This window comes from Leifsonia lichenia (assembly GCF_054780215.1).
The window spans coordinates 603,937-621,456 of the sequence record NZ_BAAGWT010000001.1 but is presented as its reverse complement, the minus strand read 5'-3'; the positions used below and the strand labels follow the sequence as shown (position 1 = coordinate 621,456).

Annotated in this window: 14 protein-coding genes; 6 read left to right on the top strand and 8 right to left on the bottom strand. The window is 70.3% G+C overall.

Annotated features, from left to right (window positions below; translation table 11 throughout):
* Positions 1-97 precede the first annotated feature (97 nt).
* Together ACYVGI_RS02885 and ACYVGI_RS02880 are read right to left on the bottom strand one after the other, a co-directional pair.
* Positions 98-2,581 (bottom strand): lamin tail domain-containing protein, encoded by a 2,484-nt coding sequence (locus ACYVGI_RS02885; RefSeq protein ID WP_460631148.1) that lies wholly within the window; start codon positions 2,579-2,581, stop codon positions 98-100.
* 310 nt (positions 2,582-2,891) lie between these two features.
* Positions 2,892-3,461 (bottom strand): YdeI/OmpD-associated family protein, encoded by a 570-nt coding sequence (locus tag ACYVGI_RS02880; protein ID WP_460631147.1) that lies wholly within the window; start codon positions 3,459-3,461, stop codon positions 2,892-2,894.
* A 148-nt stretch (positions 3,462-3,609) separates the two neighbouring features.
* Between ACYVGI_RS02880 and ACYVGI_RS02875 the strand changes: the two genes are divergently transcribed.
* Positions 3,610-4,080: a DapH/DapD/GlmU-related protein gene (locus tag ACYVGI_RS02875; RefSeq protein ID WP_460631146.1), complete on the top strand. Its 471-nt coding sequence runs from the start codon at positions 3,610-3,612 to the stop codon at positions 4,078-4,080.
* Positions 4,081-4,239: 159 nt separating this feature from the next.
* Here ACYVGI_RS02875 and ACYVGI_RS02870 read toward each other — a convergent pair whose 3' ends face one another.
* The 3 genes from ACYVGI_RS02870 to ACYVGI_RS02860 are packed head-to-tail and all read right to left on the bottom strand — an operon-like array spanning position 4,240 to position 6,651.
* A complete protein-coding gene (locus tag ACYVGI_RS02870; RefSeq protein WP_460631145.1) occupies positions 4,240-5,586 on the bottom strand; it encodes an MFS transporter in 1,347 nt (448 codons plus the stop codon).
* On the bottom strand, positions 5,583-6,191 hold the full coding sequence (locus ACYVGI_RS02865; RefSeq protein WP_460631144.1) for an ArsR/SmtB family transcription factor: 609 nt from the start codon (positions 6,189-6,191) through the stop codon (positions 5,583-5,585). The genes ACYVGI_RS02870 and ACYVGI_RS02865 overlap by 4 nt, the downstream gene beginning before the upstream one ends.
* Positions 6,192-6,222: 31 nt before the next feature.
* Positions 6,223-6,651, bottom strand: coding sequence for an SRPBCC family protein (locus tag ACYVGI_RS02860; RefSeq protein WP_460631143.1), 429 nt, complete (start codon positions 6,649-6,651; stop codon positions 6,223-6,225).
* A gap of 196 nt (positions 6,652-6,847) precedes the next feature.
* On the opposite strand from ACYVGI_RS02860, the gene ACYVGI_RS02855 reads away from it, so the two are divergent.
* Positions 6,848-8,953, top strand: coding sequence for an acyl-CoA dehydrogenase family protein (locus ACYVGI_RS02855; RefSeq protein ID WP_460631142.1), 2,106 nt, complete (start codon positions 6,848-6,850; stop codon positions 8,951-8,953).
* 96 nt (positions 8,954-9,049) lie between these two features.
* Here ACYVGI_RS02855 and ACYVGI_RS02850 read toward each other — a convergent pair whose 3' ends face one another.
* The gene (locus ACYVGI_RS02850; RefSeq protein WP_460631141.1) at positions 9,050-10,060 is read right to left on the bottom strand and encodes a malate dehydrogenase; all 1,011 of its coding nucleotides are present in this window, start codon (positions 10,058-10,060) and stop codon (positions 9,050-9,052) included.
* Between the two features lie 46 nt (positions 10,061-10,106).
* Between ACYVGI_RS02850 and ypfJ the strand changes: the two genes are divergently transcribed.
* Genes ypfJ through ACYVGI_RS02835 form a run of 3 tightly spaced genes read left to right on the top strand, consistent with a single transcriptional unit; the run spans position 10,107 to position 13,185 of the window.
* A complete protein-coding gene (ypfJ, locus tag ACYVGI_RS02845) occupies positions 10,107-10,997 on the top strand; it encodes a KPN_02809 family neutral zinc metallopeptidase (protein WP_460631140.1) in 891 nt (296 codons plus the stop codon).
* Positions 10,998-11,038: 41 nt separating this feature from the next.
* Entirely contained in the window at positions 11,039-11,995 is a 957-nt protein-coding gene (gene pip / locus ACYVGI_RS02840; protein WP_460631139.1) for a prolyl aminopeptidase, read from the top strand.
* Between the two features lie 5 nt (positions 11,996-12,000).
* Entirely contained in the window at positions 12,001-13,185 is a 1,185-nt protein-coding gene (locus ACYVGI_RS02835; protein ID WP_460631138.1) for an amidohydrolase, read from the top strand.
* Between the two features lie 91 nt (positions 13,186-13,276).
* Here the strand turns inward: ACYVGI_RS02835 and ACYVGI_RS02830 are convergent, their stop codons facing one another.
* Both ACYVGI_RS02830 and ACYVGI_RS02825 read right to left on the bottom strand, forming a co-directional pair.
* Positions 13,277-13,699 (bottom strand): adenylyltransferase/cytidyltransferase family protein, encoded by a 423-nt coding sequence (locus ACYVGI_RS02830; RefSeq protein ID WP_460631137.1) that lies wholly within the window; start codon positions 13,697-13,699, stop codon positions 13,277-13,279.
* A gap of 111 nt (positions 13,700-13,810) precedes the next feature.
* Complete coding sequence (locus tag ACYVGI_RS02825; RefSeq protein WP_460631136.1) at positions 13,811-14,395, bottom strand: arsenate reductase/protein-tyrosine-phosphatase family protein; 585 nt, start codon at positions 14,393-14,395, stop codon at positions 13,811-13,813.
* Positions 14,396-14,929: 534 nt separating this feature from the next.
* Here ACYVGI_RS02825 and ACYVGI_RS02820 point away from each other — a divergent pair.
* On the top strand, positions 14,930-17,398 hold the full coding sequence (locus ACYVGI_RS02820) for a right-handed parallel beta-helix repeat-containing protein (RefSeq protein ID WP_460631135.1): 2,469 nt from the start codon (positions 14,930-14,932) through the stop codon (positions 17,396-17,398).
* The last annotated feature ends 122 nt before the right edge of the window (positions 17,399-17,520 follow it).

The following is a 17,520-nucleotide window of genomic DNA, read 5'->3' as shown; positions in this document are numbered from 1 at the left end:
GGCGCGGCGTAAAGCAGGAGGTCCCGCGCCTCGCCGCTCCGTTCTCCTTCCGAACGGAGAAAGCGGCGGCGTGGCGCGGGATTGTTCCTGCTGGGGGCTACTGCTGGCTGGCCGGGCGGCGCATCCTGAGCAGCAGTATCGCCGCGCCCAGGAGGGCGGCCGCCAGTGCGGCGAGGAGCGGGACCGTCACCGACGAGCCCGTCGCCGCGAGACCGGCCGGGGTGTTGTCGGCGGGTGCCGTGCCGGCAGGGGTGGTTCCGGGCGGCGTGGTTCCGGGGTCCGTGCCACCGGGGGCGGCGGCCGCGGTCACCGTGATGGCGATCGAGCCGGTGACGCCCGACGTCAGGCCCGTCACCACAACGGTGTGCGCACCGGCCGGGGTGCTGCTCGGGATGCTCACCGCAGCGCTGATCGTGCCCGTGCCGGACGCGGTCAGCGACGCCAGCTTCACCGGCGTGGAGTGCAGCCAGACCTCGACGGTCTCGCCCGCCGTGAAGCCGGAGGCGTTCACGCTCACCTGACCGCCGGCCGCAACGGTCCCAGCCGAGAGGGTCACGGTCGCCGGAGTGGTGCCTGGCTCGCCGGGTCCGCCGGGCTCGCCGGGTCCGCCGGGCTCGCCGGGTCCGCCGGGCTCGCCGGGTCCGCCGGGCTGACCGGGTCCGCCGGGCTGACCGGGGCCGCCGGACTCGCCGGGGCCGCCGGGCTCGCCTGGTCCACCTGGCTCGCCGGGTCCGCCCGGCTCGCCCGGCCCGCCTGGCTCCGTCGCGACGGTGCACTCGATCGTGCCCGTGCGCAGCGCGTGGCCGTCGTCGTTCGTGTCGTCCGACCAGATCACCGGCTTGTGGCCGCCGACGCACTCCGCCTGCGGGGCGATCGCGAAGCCCTCGTTGTTGAGGTTCGGCATCCCGGCCGGGCGCGCGAACGTCGCGTCGACCGTGAACCTGCCGGCGTCGGCGCCCGTGGCTGCGATGCTCAGCGTCTCGTGCCGGCCGTTGCAGGTGTCGTCGCAGACCGCCCACAGCTTCTGGGTCTCCTGGTCGAACTGCAGCTCCATCACGCCGGTCATGCCGCTGGAGATCGTCGCGACCCTGGTGAATCCGGCGCCGGACTGGTCGAGGGCGTACGCGTAGATGCTGCCGTTCGCCTCCAGCCCGGTGAAGAACAGGCCGTCGCCGTGGCCGGGGTACGACGCGGGGTCGTATGGCGCGCCCGTGTGCTGGTCGGCGAAACCGTGGGCCGTGAGGTACGCATCCGGAATCCAGGTGACCGCCTCGAGGCCCAGGTTCGGGCCGACGACGGGCAGGTCGGCGGTGAGGTTCCAGTCGGCGGTGGCGTTCAAGCTGGTTCCCGTGGCGTTCGCGTCGAACCGGAGGATCGCCGGGCGGCTCACCCCGTTGTTGGAGTTGTTGCGCTCCGTGGAGACGAAGATGCCGCCGTCCGGGCCGGTGCCCGTGATGGTGACGCCCTCGGAGTCGGGGTCTCCCGTGCCGTCCGCGTAGTGCAGCGCCTTTCCGGCGCCCCAGCCGTTCGCGGTGTCCGGGGCCCAGACGGTGCCGTTCCAGAGCAGACGGTAGAGCGTGCCTGGCCCGTTCTTCACAGCCCAGAGCACGCCGGGCGCGCTCGTGCCGGACGCCTGGTAGTAGAGGCCGCTCATGTTGCCGCCGAGCAGGTTGGCGTCGTCGGCGGTCGCGATGGTCGAGCCGCCTGGCCACGGGGTGAGCTGCACATCACCGGCGCAGGCGTTCGGAGCGTTCTTGGTCGAGGCCGCCGTGGTGGCGAAATCGCCCGTGCCGTTCGGGCAGCGGCCGTAGGCGGTGGCCGCGTGCGCCGTCCACTCGTACGAGTCGATCAGCGTGGTGCCGTCCGGTGCGAACAGGCGGGCCGAGTCCGCCCCGCCGAGGCCGAACGCCGCATCCACGTCGGCCGTGTAGTAGCCGCCGGCAGCGACGACCGTGCCGGTGGGGATGGGGAAGGCGTCGCTGTCCTTGTTGTCGCGCAGGATGTAACCGGACAGGTCGACCGGCGCTGTGCCGTTATTGATGAGTTCGATCCAGTCGGTGGCGTCGCCGTTCGACTCGACCTCGTTGATCGCGACGGGGACGCTGCAGTCGTTGGCCGCGCCCTTCGTGGATGAGGTGGTCGTGGTGAACGCGCCTGTCCCGTCCGGGCAGCGGCCGTACGTCGTGGTGGCGTGCGCCGTCCACGAGTACGAGTCGACCAGCGTGTGCGACGGGTCGTAGAGGCGGGCGGAGTCCGCCCCGCCCAGCCCGAAGCTGAGAGTGGACTCGTCAACGACGAAGAAGCCGCCGGCCGCGATGGTCGAGCCGGACGGCAGCGGGACGGCGGTGTGCGTGTCGTCGTTGTCGAGCAGTGACCAACCGGTGAGGTCGACGGCCGTGCCGCCGGTGTTCATGAGCTCGATCCAGTCGCCAGGGGTCCCGCCGCTCGACTCGACCTCGTTGATGACGACGGACGTCGGCGCCGGAACCGCCGACGCCGGGGCCGCGACGGCGACCAGGGAAGCTGTGGCGAACGCTGCGGCCACCAGGGCCGCCACCGTTCCTCGCCAATGAGTGCGCAAGCGTGTTCTCCTTCTGCGACGACGGGGGGAGAGCGCATCGCAGACAGGCCGAATCGGTGGATGCGGCGCGCCGGCCAGGTGGATGCGCGCCCACGACGCGGCGACCCAGGCAAAGATGCGAACATTCGCAGCTTCGTGACGCCACGGGAACACGCGGTGAACGGCGCGCCAACGGCGGATGACGCGCATCCATCGGGGCGGAGCCGCGCGCCGCGGGGTGGTCCCGACTTGCCGTGTCGACCGTCGACCACGCGGCAATTCGGGACCACTCAACGGAGTGCCCCGGGAGAGGGGAGCGCTGGCTCCGCGCCTAGTAGATGGTCTCGCCGCGGGCGAGCTGGTCGACGAACGCGGCGATACGGCGGGCGCGGGTGTCCGCACGCTTGGCCGTGGTGGTGCGGAAGATGATCGCGAACCGGTTCTGGCCGCTCAGCGTCTCGAAGAACGCTGCGGCCGCGGGGTTGGCGGCGATGGCCGCGGCGAGGTCGTCCGGCACCGTCTTGTCCGATTGGCGCTGGTACGCCGCCTCCCACCGGCCGTCCGCCTTCGCGCGCTCGATCTCGCGCATCCCCGCGTCGGTCATCGCCCCGGACTCGATCAGCGCCGCCACCAGCTCACGATTGCGCTGCGACCAGATGCTGCGCGGTCCGCGCGGCGTGAACATCTGCAGGAAGTGCGTCTCGTCGAGGCTGTTGCGTCGCCCGTCGATCCAGCCGAAGCAGAGCGCTCCGTCGACCGCCTCCGCGTACGTCGGGCTGGAGTGGCCGGAGTTCTTCTTCGCGATGGCGAGCCGGACACCCGCCTCTGTCTCGTGGTTCTGCTCCAGCCAGGCGCGCCAGGCAGCCGCGTCGGGGAGGTACAGGATGCTGTGTTCGGCCATACCTCGATCTTGCCCCGAAATGTACGGGGTGGATGTAACGAACGCGACGGTGTACCGTCGCGGTTCTGCGGGACGATCAGGGAATCTTTTGCCCCCGTCTCGTGTTATTGGAATGTGGATATTTGCGACGATCTCGAAGGAGGACGCGATGGCACGAATGATCGAAGAGCTCGAGGATGAGACCGGCGCCGTAATCAAGTACAAGAGGCACGCCAACGGGCGGGGCCTCGTCGCACCGACAGCGCGTGTGGCGGAGTCCGCGTTCATCGACGCGACCGCATACGTGGAGAAGGACGCCCGCGTCGGACTCGACGCATACGTCGGAGCCGGAAGCTGGATCGACACAGGGGCGACGGTCGGCGACCGCACGTTCGTGGGCGCCAACGTCCACATCGGAGCCGGTTCCGTGATCGGCAGCGGCGTGCGCATCGGCAGCAACGCCAAGCTCGGCCGCGCCGTGATGGTGGGCAACGGCGCGCGCATCGAGCGCGACGCCCAGGTGGACCCCGGTGCCGTCATCGAGCTTCGCGGCTCTGCGGCTGCCCGCGCGGCGCTGAGCGCGCCAGTGCGCCCCGCCAATCAGCACGCCAGGAGGGACGCATCGCGCCGCGCGGCGTGACCGACCTCCGCGTAGACGTAACGCCCTGAGCCGGTTTCGGCTCAGGGCGTTCGTGCATCCACCGGATGCGCGGCGAGCGACGAGATGCCAGTAACTGTCGTGCACGCCCGGCGTTTCGCGACAGTTACCGGTATCTCGTCGTTGGGGGCCGACGGGCCGTCAGTCGTCGCCCGCGCCACGGGATGCGGGCAGCTCGCCGGGCGCGGAGGCGGCGGTGGGCGTCGTCCCGTTCTCGAGGTCGAAGGGCTCTGGAGGCAGGGGCAGCGCATCCACTGCGCCGCCCGCATCCACCGAATCGCCCGCGTCCACCGGCTGCGTGCTCGCCTCCCTGAGCACGCGGGTGCGCGTTCCTGCCGCAAGCACCAGCACCCCGGCGATGGCTGCGCCGACCGCGAACGCCGTGGTGGTGCCCGCGTGGTCGACCAGCAGACCGGCGACCGCCGCGCCGACCGCGACGCCGAAGTTCACGGCCGTGTTGGTCCAGGTGGTCGCCTCCGTGCGTACGTGTTCGGCGGTGAGAGCATCGGCCAGCAGATACGCCGTGATGACCGTCGGCGCGAGGAACAGGCCGAGGCCGAACAGGATGACGCCGAGAGTGATCTGCTCCGGCGCGAGCGCCGCGATGGCGCTCACCGTGACGAACGCGATGCTCAGCACCACCAGCCGGATCGCGAGCGCCGGCTTCCAGGTGCGGTGGCCGTAGACGAGTCCGCCGACGGCGCTTCCCGCGGCGAGCAGCGCGAGCAGGATGCCGGACACCGCCGCCATCGACCGCTCCGCCGTGAACGCGGGGACCGCCGTCTCCACGGTCCCGATCACCAGGCCGACACCGGTCAGCGCGACAAGGACCGTCGGGAAGCCGCGCTGCCGCAGCGGCCGCTCGTGCGCGTGCGCCGTGGTGGTGGCCGGGCCTTTCGCGCGCACGTGCCTGTGCAGGCAGAACAGCGCCGTGCCCGCGAACGCGACGGCCGCCGTGGTGAACAGCGCCGCCACCGGGCTCGCGACCAGCACGATCAGGCCGACCAGCAGCGGGCCGGTGGTGAACAGCAGTTCTTCCGCCACCGCATCCAGGCTGTATGCGCGGGGGAGGATGCGCGGGTCGGGCGCGATGGCGGCCCACATCACGCGCATGGTCGACCCGAGTGGAGGCGCGAACACGCCGGCGACGGCGGCGAGGCCGATGAGCAGCCAGGGCGGGGCATCGGCGAGGCAGCCGATCGCGGTCGCGACGAGGGAGGCGGAGAAGAGGACGCCCATGACCAGGAGCGAGCGGGTCGGCCCGAAACGGTCGACTGCACGCGCACGCGCGGGAGACGCGATCACGTTGGTGATGCCGAACGCGCCCGTCGCGGCGCCTGCGGCCGCGAACGTGCCGGTCGACGCCTGCACGCTGAGCAGCAGCGACAGCGAGACGGTCGCGAACGCGAGCCGCCCGATCAGCGCGGAGCCGAACAGGGCGGCGGCGCCGGGCAGGCGGAGAACGTCGGCGTACGACTCGCGCTTCACGATGCAGCCCCGGATGCGCTGGTCGCCGCTGGTTCCCGGATCAGCTCGAACAGGGCGAGCGTCGCGGCGACCCGGTGCGTGCCAGGCGTTCCTGCCGGTTGCGCCGCGTCGGCGAGCAGGATGCCCGCCTGCCGCACGAGCCGTTCCACCTCGCGGTACGCCGCGTCGTCGACGTAGAACTCGGCGTCCGTGAACGTCGATCGCGTGCCCGGCGCCTGCAGCGCTGCCCGGCGGGCCAGCTCAGAGCTCATCGCGACGAACAGTTCCGGCGCCCCGGACATCCCGAGCAGCGCGCCGCTCGCCGGATCGTGCCGGTAGCGCTTCGCTCTGCCGCCACGGATGGCGACCTCCTCCACCACATCCACCAGCCCGGCCTCGCGCAGTCGGCGGAGGTGGTAGCTGACGTTCGCCTGGCTCTCGCCGAGCTCGCGGGCGGCCTCCGCCGCGCTCAGCGCTGAGCCGCCGAGCAGCGAGAGCAACTGCAACCGCAGGGGATGCGCGAGGACGCGTAGGTCACGCAGATCGCGCGCCTCCCGCGCCTCCCGCGTCTCGCGCGTTTCCCGCGTCTCGCGCGCCTCCCGCGTGGATGTGGTCTGTTCCGTCACCGTCCCAGTGTGGCGGGTGGCGCCGCGACTGTCAAACGGTTCTTTGGGAGTCGAGCAACGCGTCGAGGCGCGTCAGGCAGTCCTCCCAGCCCTCGACGTGATCGGCAGCCGCCTCCGCCGTGTCGAAGCCCTCGTGCACGACGGTGAGAACCGTGCCGCCGCTCCCGGCCTCCGCCAGCTCCAGCGTCACGCGGGTCTCCTCCTCCTCGCCGTCCCACTGCCACGTAAGCGCGAGTCGCGACGGCTCCTCCGCCTCGGTCACTACACCGGATGCGCCCATTGCGGTCGGCGCGGAGCGGATGCTCCACGCGCTCCCTGCCACCGCATCCACGGTCGCAACGGTCTGGAACCGCGGCGGCCAGAACCACGACGCCAGCTCCTCCGGGGAGGTGAACGCCCGCCACACCCGCTCCCTGTCTGCCCCGATCGCCTGCTTCACCCGTGCCGTGTGCTCGCCCATCCCATCCCGCCTTCGCTCGCCGTTCCTGTCGTTCTTGTGGACAGGGGCACACTCACCACCCCCGCGATTGGAGCATTCCGCAAACCGCCCGGCGTGCATCCGGGTGTGGTTTGTAGGCCGCACACCGATGACTTCGCGAACCAGGATGCGCGTCGTAGCGTGACGATATCCCGCACGAGAGCGAAGAGGAACCCTGATGGTCGATACCGCCGAGCGCACGTCTCCGACGAAGAAAGCCCCGTCCGCCGAGACGGAGACCCGATCCACGACCACCCCGCCCGGTGACGCGCGGGCGCGCGTCGACGTCGAGGCGCTCGGGCGGCAACTGCTCGGCGACTGGGCGGAGATCCGGCTCAGGTCGCGTGAGCTGTCGAGCCGTCCGGAGATGCAGAAGGTCGAGGGGCTCAGCCTCGACGACCAGCGCGCACGCACCTTCGAGCAGTTGAAGCTGCTCGTGCAGAACGGCCAGGTGCACCGCGCGTTCCCGAAGAGCGTCGGAGGCGAAGAGGACAACGGCGGCAACATCGCCGGCTTCGAGGAGCTGGTCGCGGCCGACCCGTCGCTGCAGATCAAGTCGGGCGTGCAGTGGGGGCTGTTCGGCGCCGCCGTGCTGCAGCTCGGCACCGCCCCGCACCACGAGAAGTACCTGCCGGGCATCATGTCGCTCGACGTGCCTGGCGCGTTCGCGATGACGGAGACCGGGCACGGCTCGGACGTCGCGAGCGTCGCCACCACGGCCACCTACGACCCGGAGACGCAGGAGTTCGTCATCGACACCCCGTTCCGAGGGGCGTGGAAGGACTACCTCGGCAACGCGGCGAAAGACGGCATCGCCGCCGTCGTGTTCGCCCAGCTCATCACCAAGGGCGTCAACCACGGCGTGCACGCGTTCTATGTGCCGATCCGGGATGCGGACGGCGCGTTCCTGCCCGGCGTCGGCGGAGAGGACGACGGCCTCAAGGGCGGCCTGAACGGCATCGACAACGGCCGGCTGCACTTCACCGGCGTGCGGGTGCCGCGCACCGACCTGCTGAACAAGTACGGCGACGTCGCGGAAGACGGCACGTACTCGTCGCCGATCGGCAGCCCCGGCCGCCGCTTCTTCACCATGCTCGGCACGCTCGTGCAGGGCCGCGTCTCCCTCGACGGCTCGGCGGTGAACGCCGCCAAGATCGCTCTCAAGATCGCGATCACCTACGGCAACGAGCGCCGCCAGTTCACCGCGGGCAGCGACACGGACGAGGAGGTCATCCTCGACTACCAGCGCCACCAGCGCCGCCTGCTCCCCCTGCTGGCGACCACGTATGCGGCCGGGTTCGCGCACGAGGTGTTCCTGCACAAGTTCGACGACGTGTTCAGCGGACGCGCTGACTCCGACACCGACCGCCAAGACCTCGAGACCATCGCGGCCGCGCTCAAGCCGCTGTCGACCTGGCACGCGCTCGACACTCTGCAGGAGGCGCGCGAGGCCTGCGGAGGCTCCGGCTTCCTCACCGAGAACCGGCTCACGTCGCTGCGCCAGGACCTCGACATCTACGTCACCTTCGAGGGCGACAACAACGTGCTGCTGCAGCTCGTCGCCAAGCGTCTGCTGACCGACTTCTCCCGCAGGTTCGCCAAGGCGGACGCCGGGGCGCTCGCCCGCTACGTCGTCACCCAGGCGGCGGGCAAGGCGTACCACGGCTCCGGGCTCCGCTCGGTCGCGCAGACGGTGAAGGACTTCGGCTCGACGGCCCGTGCCGTCAACTGGCTGCAGGAGCCGAGCACGCAGCGCGAACTGCTGACCGACCGCGTCGAGTCGATGATCGGCGAGGTCGCGGGAAAGCTGCGTCCCGCATCCAAGCTGGGCAAGAAGGCCGCTGCCGACCTGTTCAACTCGCAGCAGAACGAGCTCATCGAGGCAGCGCGCGCCCACGCCGAGCTGCTGCAGTGGGAGGCGTTCACCGACGCGCTCGAGAAGGCGCCGGATGCCGGCACGCGCCAGGTGCTGACCTGGCTGCGTGACCTGTTCGGCTTCGGGCTGATCGAGAAGCACTTGGCCTGGTACCTCATCCACGGTCGTCTGTCGCCGCAGCGCGCGCAGGCCGTGACGGCGTACATCGACCGGCTGCTCACGCGCATCCGGCCGCACGCCGTCGACCTGGTGGATGCGTTCGGATACGGCCCAGAGCTCGTCCGCGCGAAGATCGCGACCGGGGCAGAGGCCGCCCGCCAGGCCGAGGCCCGCGACTACTACGCCGCCCAGCGCGCCTCCGGCACCGCCCCCACCCCCGAGAAGTCCCTCAAGTCCCCCAAGCGCTGACCCGCGCAGCCATCGAGCCGGGACTTGTGCACGCGACACGCCGCGGTCAGGCGTGCATAAGTCCCGGCTCGATTGCTTGGGGACGGGACGGGCGGGCTAGAGGAGGCCGAGGGCGCGGACGGCGTCGCGCTCGTCGCGGAGCTCGGCGACGGACGCGTCGATGCGAGCGCGGGAGAACGCGTCGACGGCGAGACCGTCGACGATGCGCCAGGCGCCGTCGACCGAGCGCACCGGGAACGACGAGATCAGCCCCGCATCCACGCCGTACGACCCGTCGGACACGACACCGGCCGACGTCCAGCGCGACCCCGTGCCGTCGACCCAGTCGCGCACGTGGTCGATCGCGGCGCTCGCCGCAGAGGCAGCACTCGACGATCCGCGCACATCGATGATCTCCGCGCCGCGCTTGGCGACCCGCGGGATGAACTCGTTCGCCAGCCACGCCTCGTCCACCAGCTCGGTCGCCGGCCGCCCGTTCACGGTGGCGTGGCTCAGGTCGGGATACTGGCTGGCCGAGTGGTTGCCCCACACGATCACGCCGTCGATCGCCGAGACGGGAACGCCCAGCTTCACCGCGAGCTGAGCGACAGCGCGGTTGTGGTCGAGCCTGGTCATCGCGGTGAACCGGTCCGCCGGCACATCCGGGGCGTTGGCGCTCGCGATCAGTGCGTTCGTGTTGGCCGGGTTGCCCACCACGAGCACCCGGACATCGGATGCGGCACCCGCGTTGATCGCCGCGCCCTGCGGCCCGAAGATGGCGCCGTTCGCCTCCAGCAGGTCCGCGCGCTCCATGCCGGGTCCGCGCGGCCGCGCCCCGACGAGCAGCGCGACGTTGACGCCGTCGAACGCGGCGGTCGCGTCCTCGGTGACGGTCAGGTCGTGCACGAGCGGGAACGCGCCGTCCTGAAGCTCGAGCGCCGTCCCCTCTGCCGCCGCCCTGCCCTGCGGGATCTCGAGCAGCCGCAGCCGCACAGGAACGTCCGGCCCGAGGAGCTGCCCGGACGCGATGCGGAACAGCAGCGCATAGCCGATCTGCCCTCCCGCTCCGGTGACGGTGACGGTGACGGGCGTGCGTGCGTGGTTGTCTGTCGTGCTGTCGGCGCTCATGCCGCCAGCCTATGACGGGGCGCAGAGCCGTACTACCGTGTCGGGCATGACCTTCAACCCGAACGCCGACATCAGCGGAGGCAAAGCCAAGCGGCGCGGCAGAACGGCCGGGATCGCTGCGGGAGGCGTCGGCGTGGGGGCCATCGTCATCCTGCTCGTCTCGCAGCTCTTCGGCGTCGACCTCAGCGCGTTCGTCGACGGCGGCGCACCGCAGAGCCAGACGCAGCAGATCGGCACCGGCGCCGAACTCACCGACTGTGTGACCGGCGCGGACGCGAACGCGAACATCGACTGCAGGATGAAGGGGGCGGCCGCATCCATCGAGGCGTACTGGGCCACGGAGATGCCGGCCCTCGGCGGCACGTACTCCTCGCCCCAGTCCGTGCTGTTCACCGGTCAGACCAGCACCGGATGCGGCACCGCGTCGAGCGCGACCGGCCCGTTCTACTGCCCGCCGGACGAGACCATCTATGTCGACACGGCGTTCTACGACGAGCTGCGCAGCCGCTTCGGGTCGAGCGGAGGGCCCCTGGCCGAGATGTACGTGGTCGCGCACGAGTGGGGGCACCACATCCAGAACATCGGCGGGATCATGGATGCGCACCCCAGCAGGGCGACAGGCGCTGCCTCGGACAGCGTGCGGCTGGAGCTGCAGGCCGACTGCTTCGCCGGGTCGTGGGCGGCGGCCGCCTCCAGCACGAAGGACGAGAACGGCGTCCCGTTCCTGCAGCCGATCACCCAGTCGCAGATCCAGGACGCGCTCAGCGCGGCCTCCGCGGTCGGCGACGACCGCATCCAGCAGGCGTCCACCGGCGGCATCCGGCCGGACACCTGGACGCACGGCTCCTCCGAGCAGCGGCAGCGCTGGTTCCTCACCGGGTTCCAGAACGGTGCCGGGGCGTGCGACACGTTCTCGGTGCGTGCGGGGTCGCTGTAGCGACTGTGCCCATACCGCACTCGCCGGGTAACCTCGGGCGTATGCGCACTTTCTACCCCGAGATCGAGCCGTACGACTCTGGCCTGCTCGACGTCGGAGACGGCCAGCAGCTCTACTGGGAGACCAGCGGCAACCCCGACGGCAAGCCGGTCGTGTTCCTGCACGGCGGACCGGGCGGGGGCACGAGCCCCAACCAGCGGCGCGCGTTCGACCCGGAGAAGTACCGCATCGTCCTGTTCGACCAGCGCGGCTGCGGCAAGTCCCTGCCGCACGCGAGCGAGCCGGAGGCCGACCTCAGCACCAACACCACCTGGCATCTCGTGGCCGACATCGAGAAGCTGCGCGAGCACCTGGCTGTGGAGAAGTGGATGGCGTTCGGCGGCTCCTGGGGGAGCGCGCTCGCCCTCGCGTACGCGCAGACGCACACCGAGCGGGTGACAGAGCTGGTGCTGCGCGGCATCTTCACGCTGCGGCCCGCCGAGCTCGACTGGTTCTACGAGGGAGGGGCGGCGGCGCTGTTCCCCGACCTGTGGGAGGGCTTCGTGGAGCCCGTGCCCGTCGCAGAGCGCGGGAGGCTCATCCGGGCGTACAGCAGGCTGCTCAACGACCCGGACCCCGCCGTGCACATCCCGGCCGGTGTCGCGTGGTCGCGCTGGGAGTCGTCGACGATCACGCTGCTGCCCCGGCCGGATGTGGTGGCGAGCTTCACCGAGCAGCAGTACGCGGTGGCGTTCGCGCGCATCGAGAACCACTTCTTCATGAACGGCGGCTGGTTCGAGGAGGAGCAGCTCATCCGGGATGCTCCGAAGCTCGCGGGCATCCCCGCCGTGATCGTGCAGGGCAGGTATGACGCGTGCACTCCGGCGATGACCGCCTGGGACCTGCATCGCGCGTGGCCGGAAGCGGAGTTCCGGCTGATCCCCGACGCCGGCCACGCGTTCGACGAGCCCGGCATCCTGGATGCACTGATCGAGGCCACCGACCGGTTCGCGGAGTGAGTGCGATGCAGACCGTTCTCCGCAACGTGCGGCCGTGGGGAGGCTCCCCGTCCGATCTCCGCATCGCCGACGGCGTGATCGTCGCGGTCGAGCCGCACGATCGGTCCGCCGAAGCAGTGTCAGGCGACCCGGGCACCCGGTTCATCGAGGGTGACGGCCTGCTCGCCCTGCCCGGCCTGGTGAACGCGCACGCGCACCTCGACAAGAGCTGGTGGGGCAAGCCGTGGGTGTCGTACGGCGGAGAGGCCACCACCCAGGGTCGCATCGAGCACGAGCGCGCCCACCGGGGCGAGCTGGGCATCCCGAGCGGCGACAGCACCCTGGCGCTGCTGCGGGCGCTGGTGGCCCAGGGGACCACGGCGTTCCGTTCGCACGTCGACGTGGACCTCGGGGTGGGGCTCGACGGCATCCACGTGGTTCGGGATGCGGTGGCGGCGCTCGGCGTGCCGGTCGCGCTGGAGGTCGTGGCGTTCCCGCAGGACGGCGTGCTGCGGAGGCCGGGCGTGCTCGACCTGCTCGACCGTGCGGCCGTGGAGGGCGCTGAGCACATCGGCGGGCTCGACCCCGCATCGATCGACCGCGACCCTGTCGGTCAGCTCGACGCGCTGTTCGACATCGCCGACCGCCGCGGCGTGGGAATCGACATCCACCTGCACGACGGAGGGGAGCTCGGCGCCTTCCAGTACGAGCTCATCATCGAGCGCACCCGCGCCACGGGTCTCGCGGGGCGTGTGAACGTGGCGCACGGCTTCGCGATCGGCGAGCTGCCGGAGGCACGACGCCGCGCGCTCATCGACGGGATGCGCGAGACCGGCGTCTCGATCACGACCGTCGCGCCGATCAACGCGCCGCGGCTGCCGCTCGCCGAACTGCGGGCTGCTGGCGTGCCTGTCGGACTCGGAACGGACGGCATCCGCGACCTGTGGGGTCCGTACGGCGACGGCGACCTGTTGCGCCTGGCGGCGCGGCTCGCCCAGCTCTCCGGCTTCCGGCGCGACGACGACCTGGTGGATGCGGTGCGCGTCGCGACGAGCGCCGCCGCCTCGTTCGTCGGCCGCGGCACCCACGACCTCACGGTCGGCTCCATCGCCGATGTCGTCCTCCTCGACGCCGAGAACGTCCCTGCGGCGCTGGTCGCCGCTCCGCCCCGCGCCCTCGTCCTCGTCGCCGGCCACGAGTTCCCCGCCTGACCCCCGGTCCCCAAGCAATCGAGCCGGGACTTATGCACGCGACACGCCGGGCGTGAGCGTGCATAAGTCCCGGCTCGATGGCTTCGGGACGTTAGCCGGCGAGGACGGCCAGGGCTCGGCGGAGGGTCGTGGAGGACGTGGTCATCGTGTAGGGGAAGTAGACGACCTCGACGCCGACGGCGGCGAATTCGCGCTCGAGGCGGAGGCCCTTCTCTGTGCCGCGCCAGTCGTCGCCCTTGAAGAACACGTCGAACTGCAGCTCGCGCCAGGTGTCCAGCTTGTCTGGAACCGTCTCGGCCACCGCCTCGTCGACGAAGCCGATGCTGCGCACGATCTCCAGGCGCTCGGCGAGCGGGATGACAGGGTCGATGCCCTTGACCTGCCGCAGCATCTCGTCGGAGACGACGCCAGCGATCAGGTAGTCGCACTGGCTCTTGGCGTGTTTCAGGATGTTGAGGTGTCCGATGTGGAACAGATCGAACGCCCCTGCTGCATAGCCGACGCGTCGGGTCACGGGCTGCACCTTTCGGGGTTGAGATATCCTCACCTATTCTGTCGAATAAGTGAGAATTTGTCACCCCTGTGGTGAGAACTCGATGAACTCCGTGAGAACTCGCCGCTCCGGCTACGGCCGCGTGGCGAGCAGCACCGCGGCGATCCGTGCCGTGAGCGGCTCGATCTGCCCGAGCGACGCCACGTACGCCGACCGTCCGCGCCCGTACGGGTCGAGGATGTCGCCCTCCACATACCCGCGCTTCGTCGCCGTCCCGCGGTTCGCGACAGCGGCACTCGGCCGGTGCGATGCCGCCCAGGCTGTCAGCTCGCGCGCGGTCAGTGCGGCGGGCTCTGGATGCGCGGCCACCGCATCCGCGAACTCGGTGAGGGTGAACGCCCTCCGCACCACCCCCGGCGCCGTTCCGACGGACCACTCGCGGTGCTCTCGCGTCGCCGTGAGCACGAGCTCGGAGCCGGAGAGTATCCGGTGATCGGCCTGGCGCGCCACGAATTGGTCGCTCGTGATGCCGCGCTCGGCCAGCAGCTCGTCCATGGGTGAGGAGATCCCCCATCCCGTCATCGCGTGCGTCCCCGCAGAGCCCACGGAGAACCGCGTGTCGCCGGAGAGGGCGTGCGCGAGCAGCAGGTCGGCGGCGGGGGAGCGGCAGATGTTCCCCGTGCAGAGGGTCAGAATGCGGAAAGTTGCGTCAGGCACTCCGCTATTCTTCCGGACGACGACGATGGATGCGCTTACCAGGCCGACAGCTCCGGTCCAGCCTGGCAATCCCCTGAGAGGGGGACGCGGTTCGAGCCTGCTTTGAGAGCGCTTTCAACCTGTGTTTTGCTCAAGATCACGGGTGTTGGCCAATCTGTGCGGCCCGCGATCATGCGGAACTTGCCACTCGAATGGGGGGTGGCTGTTGGAGAAAAGCCCAAGCGGGCGCGCGGTACGCTTGTCCATTTATGTTTCGCGACCGGGTAATCGGTCTGCTAGCGTGCTCAGCAGCATTTCAGCATTTCAGTAGTCGTTGGTCTCACCTACTGTTCCACCCCCGCAACGACGAAAGTTTGGACAGACGTATATATGGTTCGTCAGCCCGCACACAGAAACGAAACCCCCAAGAAGAAGAACCACAGACTCGGATTCGGCATTGCCGGAGGCGCCACCGTGGTGGCCGTCGCGGCCTTAGGTCTGCCCGCACTCGCGGCGACCGCTGCCCCGATCACCTATCAAGTCGGTCAGCGAATCGTGACCGACTCCCTCGACCGCACACAGCCGAACGGCTGGGGCGCAGCCCAGGTCGGCGGCACCTATTCGCTCAGCAGCAGCAAATCCTTCTCCGCAGACGGGAAGACGGGCGTCATGGCGCTCCCCCGTCCTGGAGCGTCGCTCACCGCATCCCTTCCCGCGGTCAGCGCATCCGACCTGACGGCGTCGACGACCATCGACGTTCCGCGCATCCCGACCAGCGGCAACGGCGTCTTCGCCGGGCTGCAGCTCCGGGTCGCATCCGGGTCGTACTACCAGGCGAACGTCCGCGTCGGAGCCGGGGGCAACCTCACGCTCACGATCGTGCGCGTCAACGGCTCGACCGCCAACCAGACGACCGTCGCACCCGAGGTGCGCGTCGCCACCGGCCTCAAGCCGGGCGCCAGCGTGCAGCTCGAGTTCCAGGCGACGGGCAGCAACCCCGTCGCACTGTCGGCGCGTGCGTGGCAGAACGGTGCGGCGAAGCCGAACTGGCAGGCCACCGCGAACGACGCGAGCGCCCAGCGTCTCCAGCGTTCTGGCGCCATCGCCGCGTGGTCGTACCTCTCCGCTTCGACCGCGACGCAGAACGTCGCGTTCGACAACCTGACCGCGAGCACGCTGGTGCCCGTCACCACGACCGCTCCTGTGCCGGTGCCGACGAAGCCGCCTGTCGCGACGCCCACCCCGGCGCCGACGACCCCGGCTCCGAAGCCCACCGCGCCGACGACTCCTGTCACTCCGACGCAGCCGACGACGCCGACCCAGCCCGCTCCAGCGCCCGACCCGTCGATCGACACGACCGGGATGCGCGTGGCAGCAGGCGCCGCGGCCATCGGCACCACGCAGTACCCTGTGCCGGCGAACGCCATCGCGGTGTCGCCGTCCGGCTCGGACTCGGCAGCCGGATCGGTCGCCGCACCGTTCCGCACCGTGCAGCACGCACTCGACGTCGCCCCCTCCGGAGCCACGATCGTTCTGCGCGGCGGCAACTACCACGAGTCGCTCAACGTGCCGTCCGGCAAGGCCGTGACCATCCAGTCGTACCCGAAGGAAGCTGCCTGGCTCGACGGCAGTTCCGTGGTCGGCGGCTGGGCGAAGTCCGGCGCCACCTGGGTGGCCTCCGGCTGGAACCACGTGTTCGACTCGAGCCCGACGTACACGCGCGGCGCTCCTGACGGAACGTCGGCGGGCTGGCAGTGGCTGAACCCCGATTACCCGATGGCCGCGCATCCCGACCAGTTGTTCATCGGCGGGGTCGCACAGACACAGGTCTCGAGCCGCGCCGCGGTGAAGCCTGGCACCTTCTTCTACGACACGGCCGCCAAGCAGCTCGTGATGGGTTCCGACCCGACCGGCAAGGAGATCCGCGCCAGCGACCTGCAGAAGGCGATCTCGGTCGGAAGCACCGGGTTCACCCTCAAGGGTGTCGGCGTGCGCCGCTACGCGCCGTCGGTCCCCGACATGGCTGCGGTCACCGACTACAAGGGCGGCGCGACGTTCGAGAACGTCTCGTTCCTCGACAACGCGACCACCGGCGTCTCCGTCGGCGGCTCCGGCAACACGATGCGCCAGGTGACGGCGGCCCGCAACGGCCTCCTCGGCATCCACGCGAACAACTCGGACAACCTGAAGCTGTCCGGCGTGCTCGCGGCGAACGACAACAGTGAGCACTTCAACACCTCGCCCGTCAGCGGCGGCGTGAAGATCACCCGTTCGCGCGGCATCGATGTGCAGTCGAGCGCGTTCCTCAACAACGCCAGCCACGGCCTCTGGTTCGACGAGTCGGTGTACGGAATGACCGTCGCCAACAACGACTCGCTCAACAACGCGGGCAACGGCATCGTGATCGAGATCTCGTCCACGGCGAACATCGTCAACAACGTGGTCTCCGGCAACGCGAAGTCCGGCATCAAGCTGAACAACGTGAGCTCGGTGCAGGTCTGGAACAACACGATCGCGAACAACGTGCGCAACCTCGACATCACCCAGGATGCGCGCCGCGGAGCGAACGCGTCGGACGCCGGCCACGACCAGCGCCAGGCCTTCCCCGACCCGACGATGACCTGGATCACGGGCCCCATCCAGATCAGCAACAACGTGATCTCGGGCGGAACCGGCAACTGCCTGCTGTGTGTCGAGGACTACTCGCACCAGTTCTCGGCGGCGCAGATGAAGATCACGTCGGACCACAACCTGTACCGACGCCCTTCGGCGAACGCGCCGTCCTGGGCAGTGATCTGGTCGCGCGGCGCCGGTGACCCGGCCATCTACCCGACCTTCTCCGCCTTCACGGCGGCGACCGGTCAGGATGCGCACAGTGTGCTCCAGGAGGGCGCGGCAGCCGCTGCTCCCACCCAGTTGAGCAGCATCGCGTCCTCCGTGAGCAGCGTGCCGACGGGCATCCCGTCGTCGCTCGCCTCCCTCACGGGCAAGGCGGCGGGCACCGTCCACCTCGGCGCCTGGTAACCCAGCCACCCCCCTCCCCCCAAACCGCGAGCGCCGAGACCCACCCGTCCCGGCGCTCGCGGTCTTCCGCATCCACCCCAGCAATCGAGCCCAGGGTTTTTCAGCTTAAGAACGCGTCTTAA

Coding starts and splice junctions, on each gene's coding strand:
- ACYVGI_RS02880 (WP_460631147.1), bottom strand. CDS start 3,461: ATGGCCGAACACAGCATCCTGTACCTCCCCGACGCGGCTGCCTGGCGC.
- ACYVGI_RS02875 (WP_460631146.1), top strand. CDS start 3,610: ATGGCACGAATGATCGAAGAGCTCGAGGATGAGACCGGCGCCGTAATC.
- ACYVGI_RS02860 (WP_460631143.1), bottom strand. CDS start 6,651: ATGGGCGAGCACACGGCACGGGTGAAGCAGGCGATCGGGGCAGACAGG.
- ACYVGI_RS02855 (WP_460631142.1), top strand. CDS start 6,848: ATGGTCGATACCGCCGAGCGCACGTCTCCGACGAAGAAAGCCCCGTCC.
- ACYVGI_RS02850 (WP_460631141.1), bottom strand. CDS start 10,060: ATGAGCGCCGACAGCACGACAGACAACCACGCACGCACGCCCGTCACC.
- ypfJ (WP_460631140.1), top strand. CDS start 10,107: ATGACCTTCAACCCGAACGCCGACATCAGCGGAGGCAAAGCCAAGCGG.
- pip (WP_460631139.1), top strand. CDS start 11,039: ATGCGCACTTTCTACCCCGAGATCGAGCCGTACGACTCTGGCCTGCTC.
- ACYVGI_RS02835 (WP_460631138.1), top strand. CDS start 12,001: ATGCAGACCGTTCTCCGCAACGTGCGGCCGTGGGGAGGCTCCCCGTCC.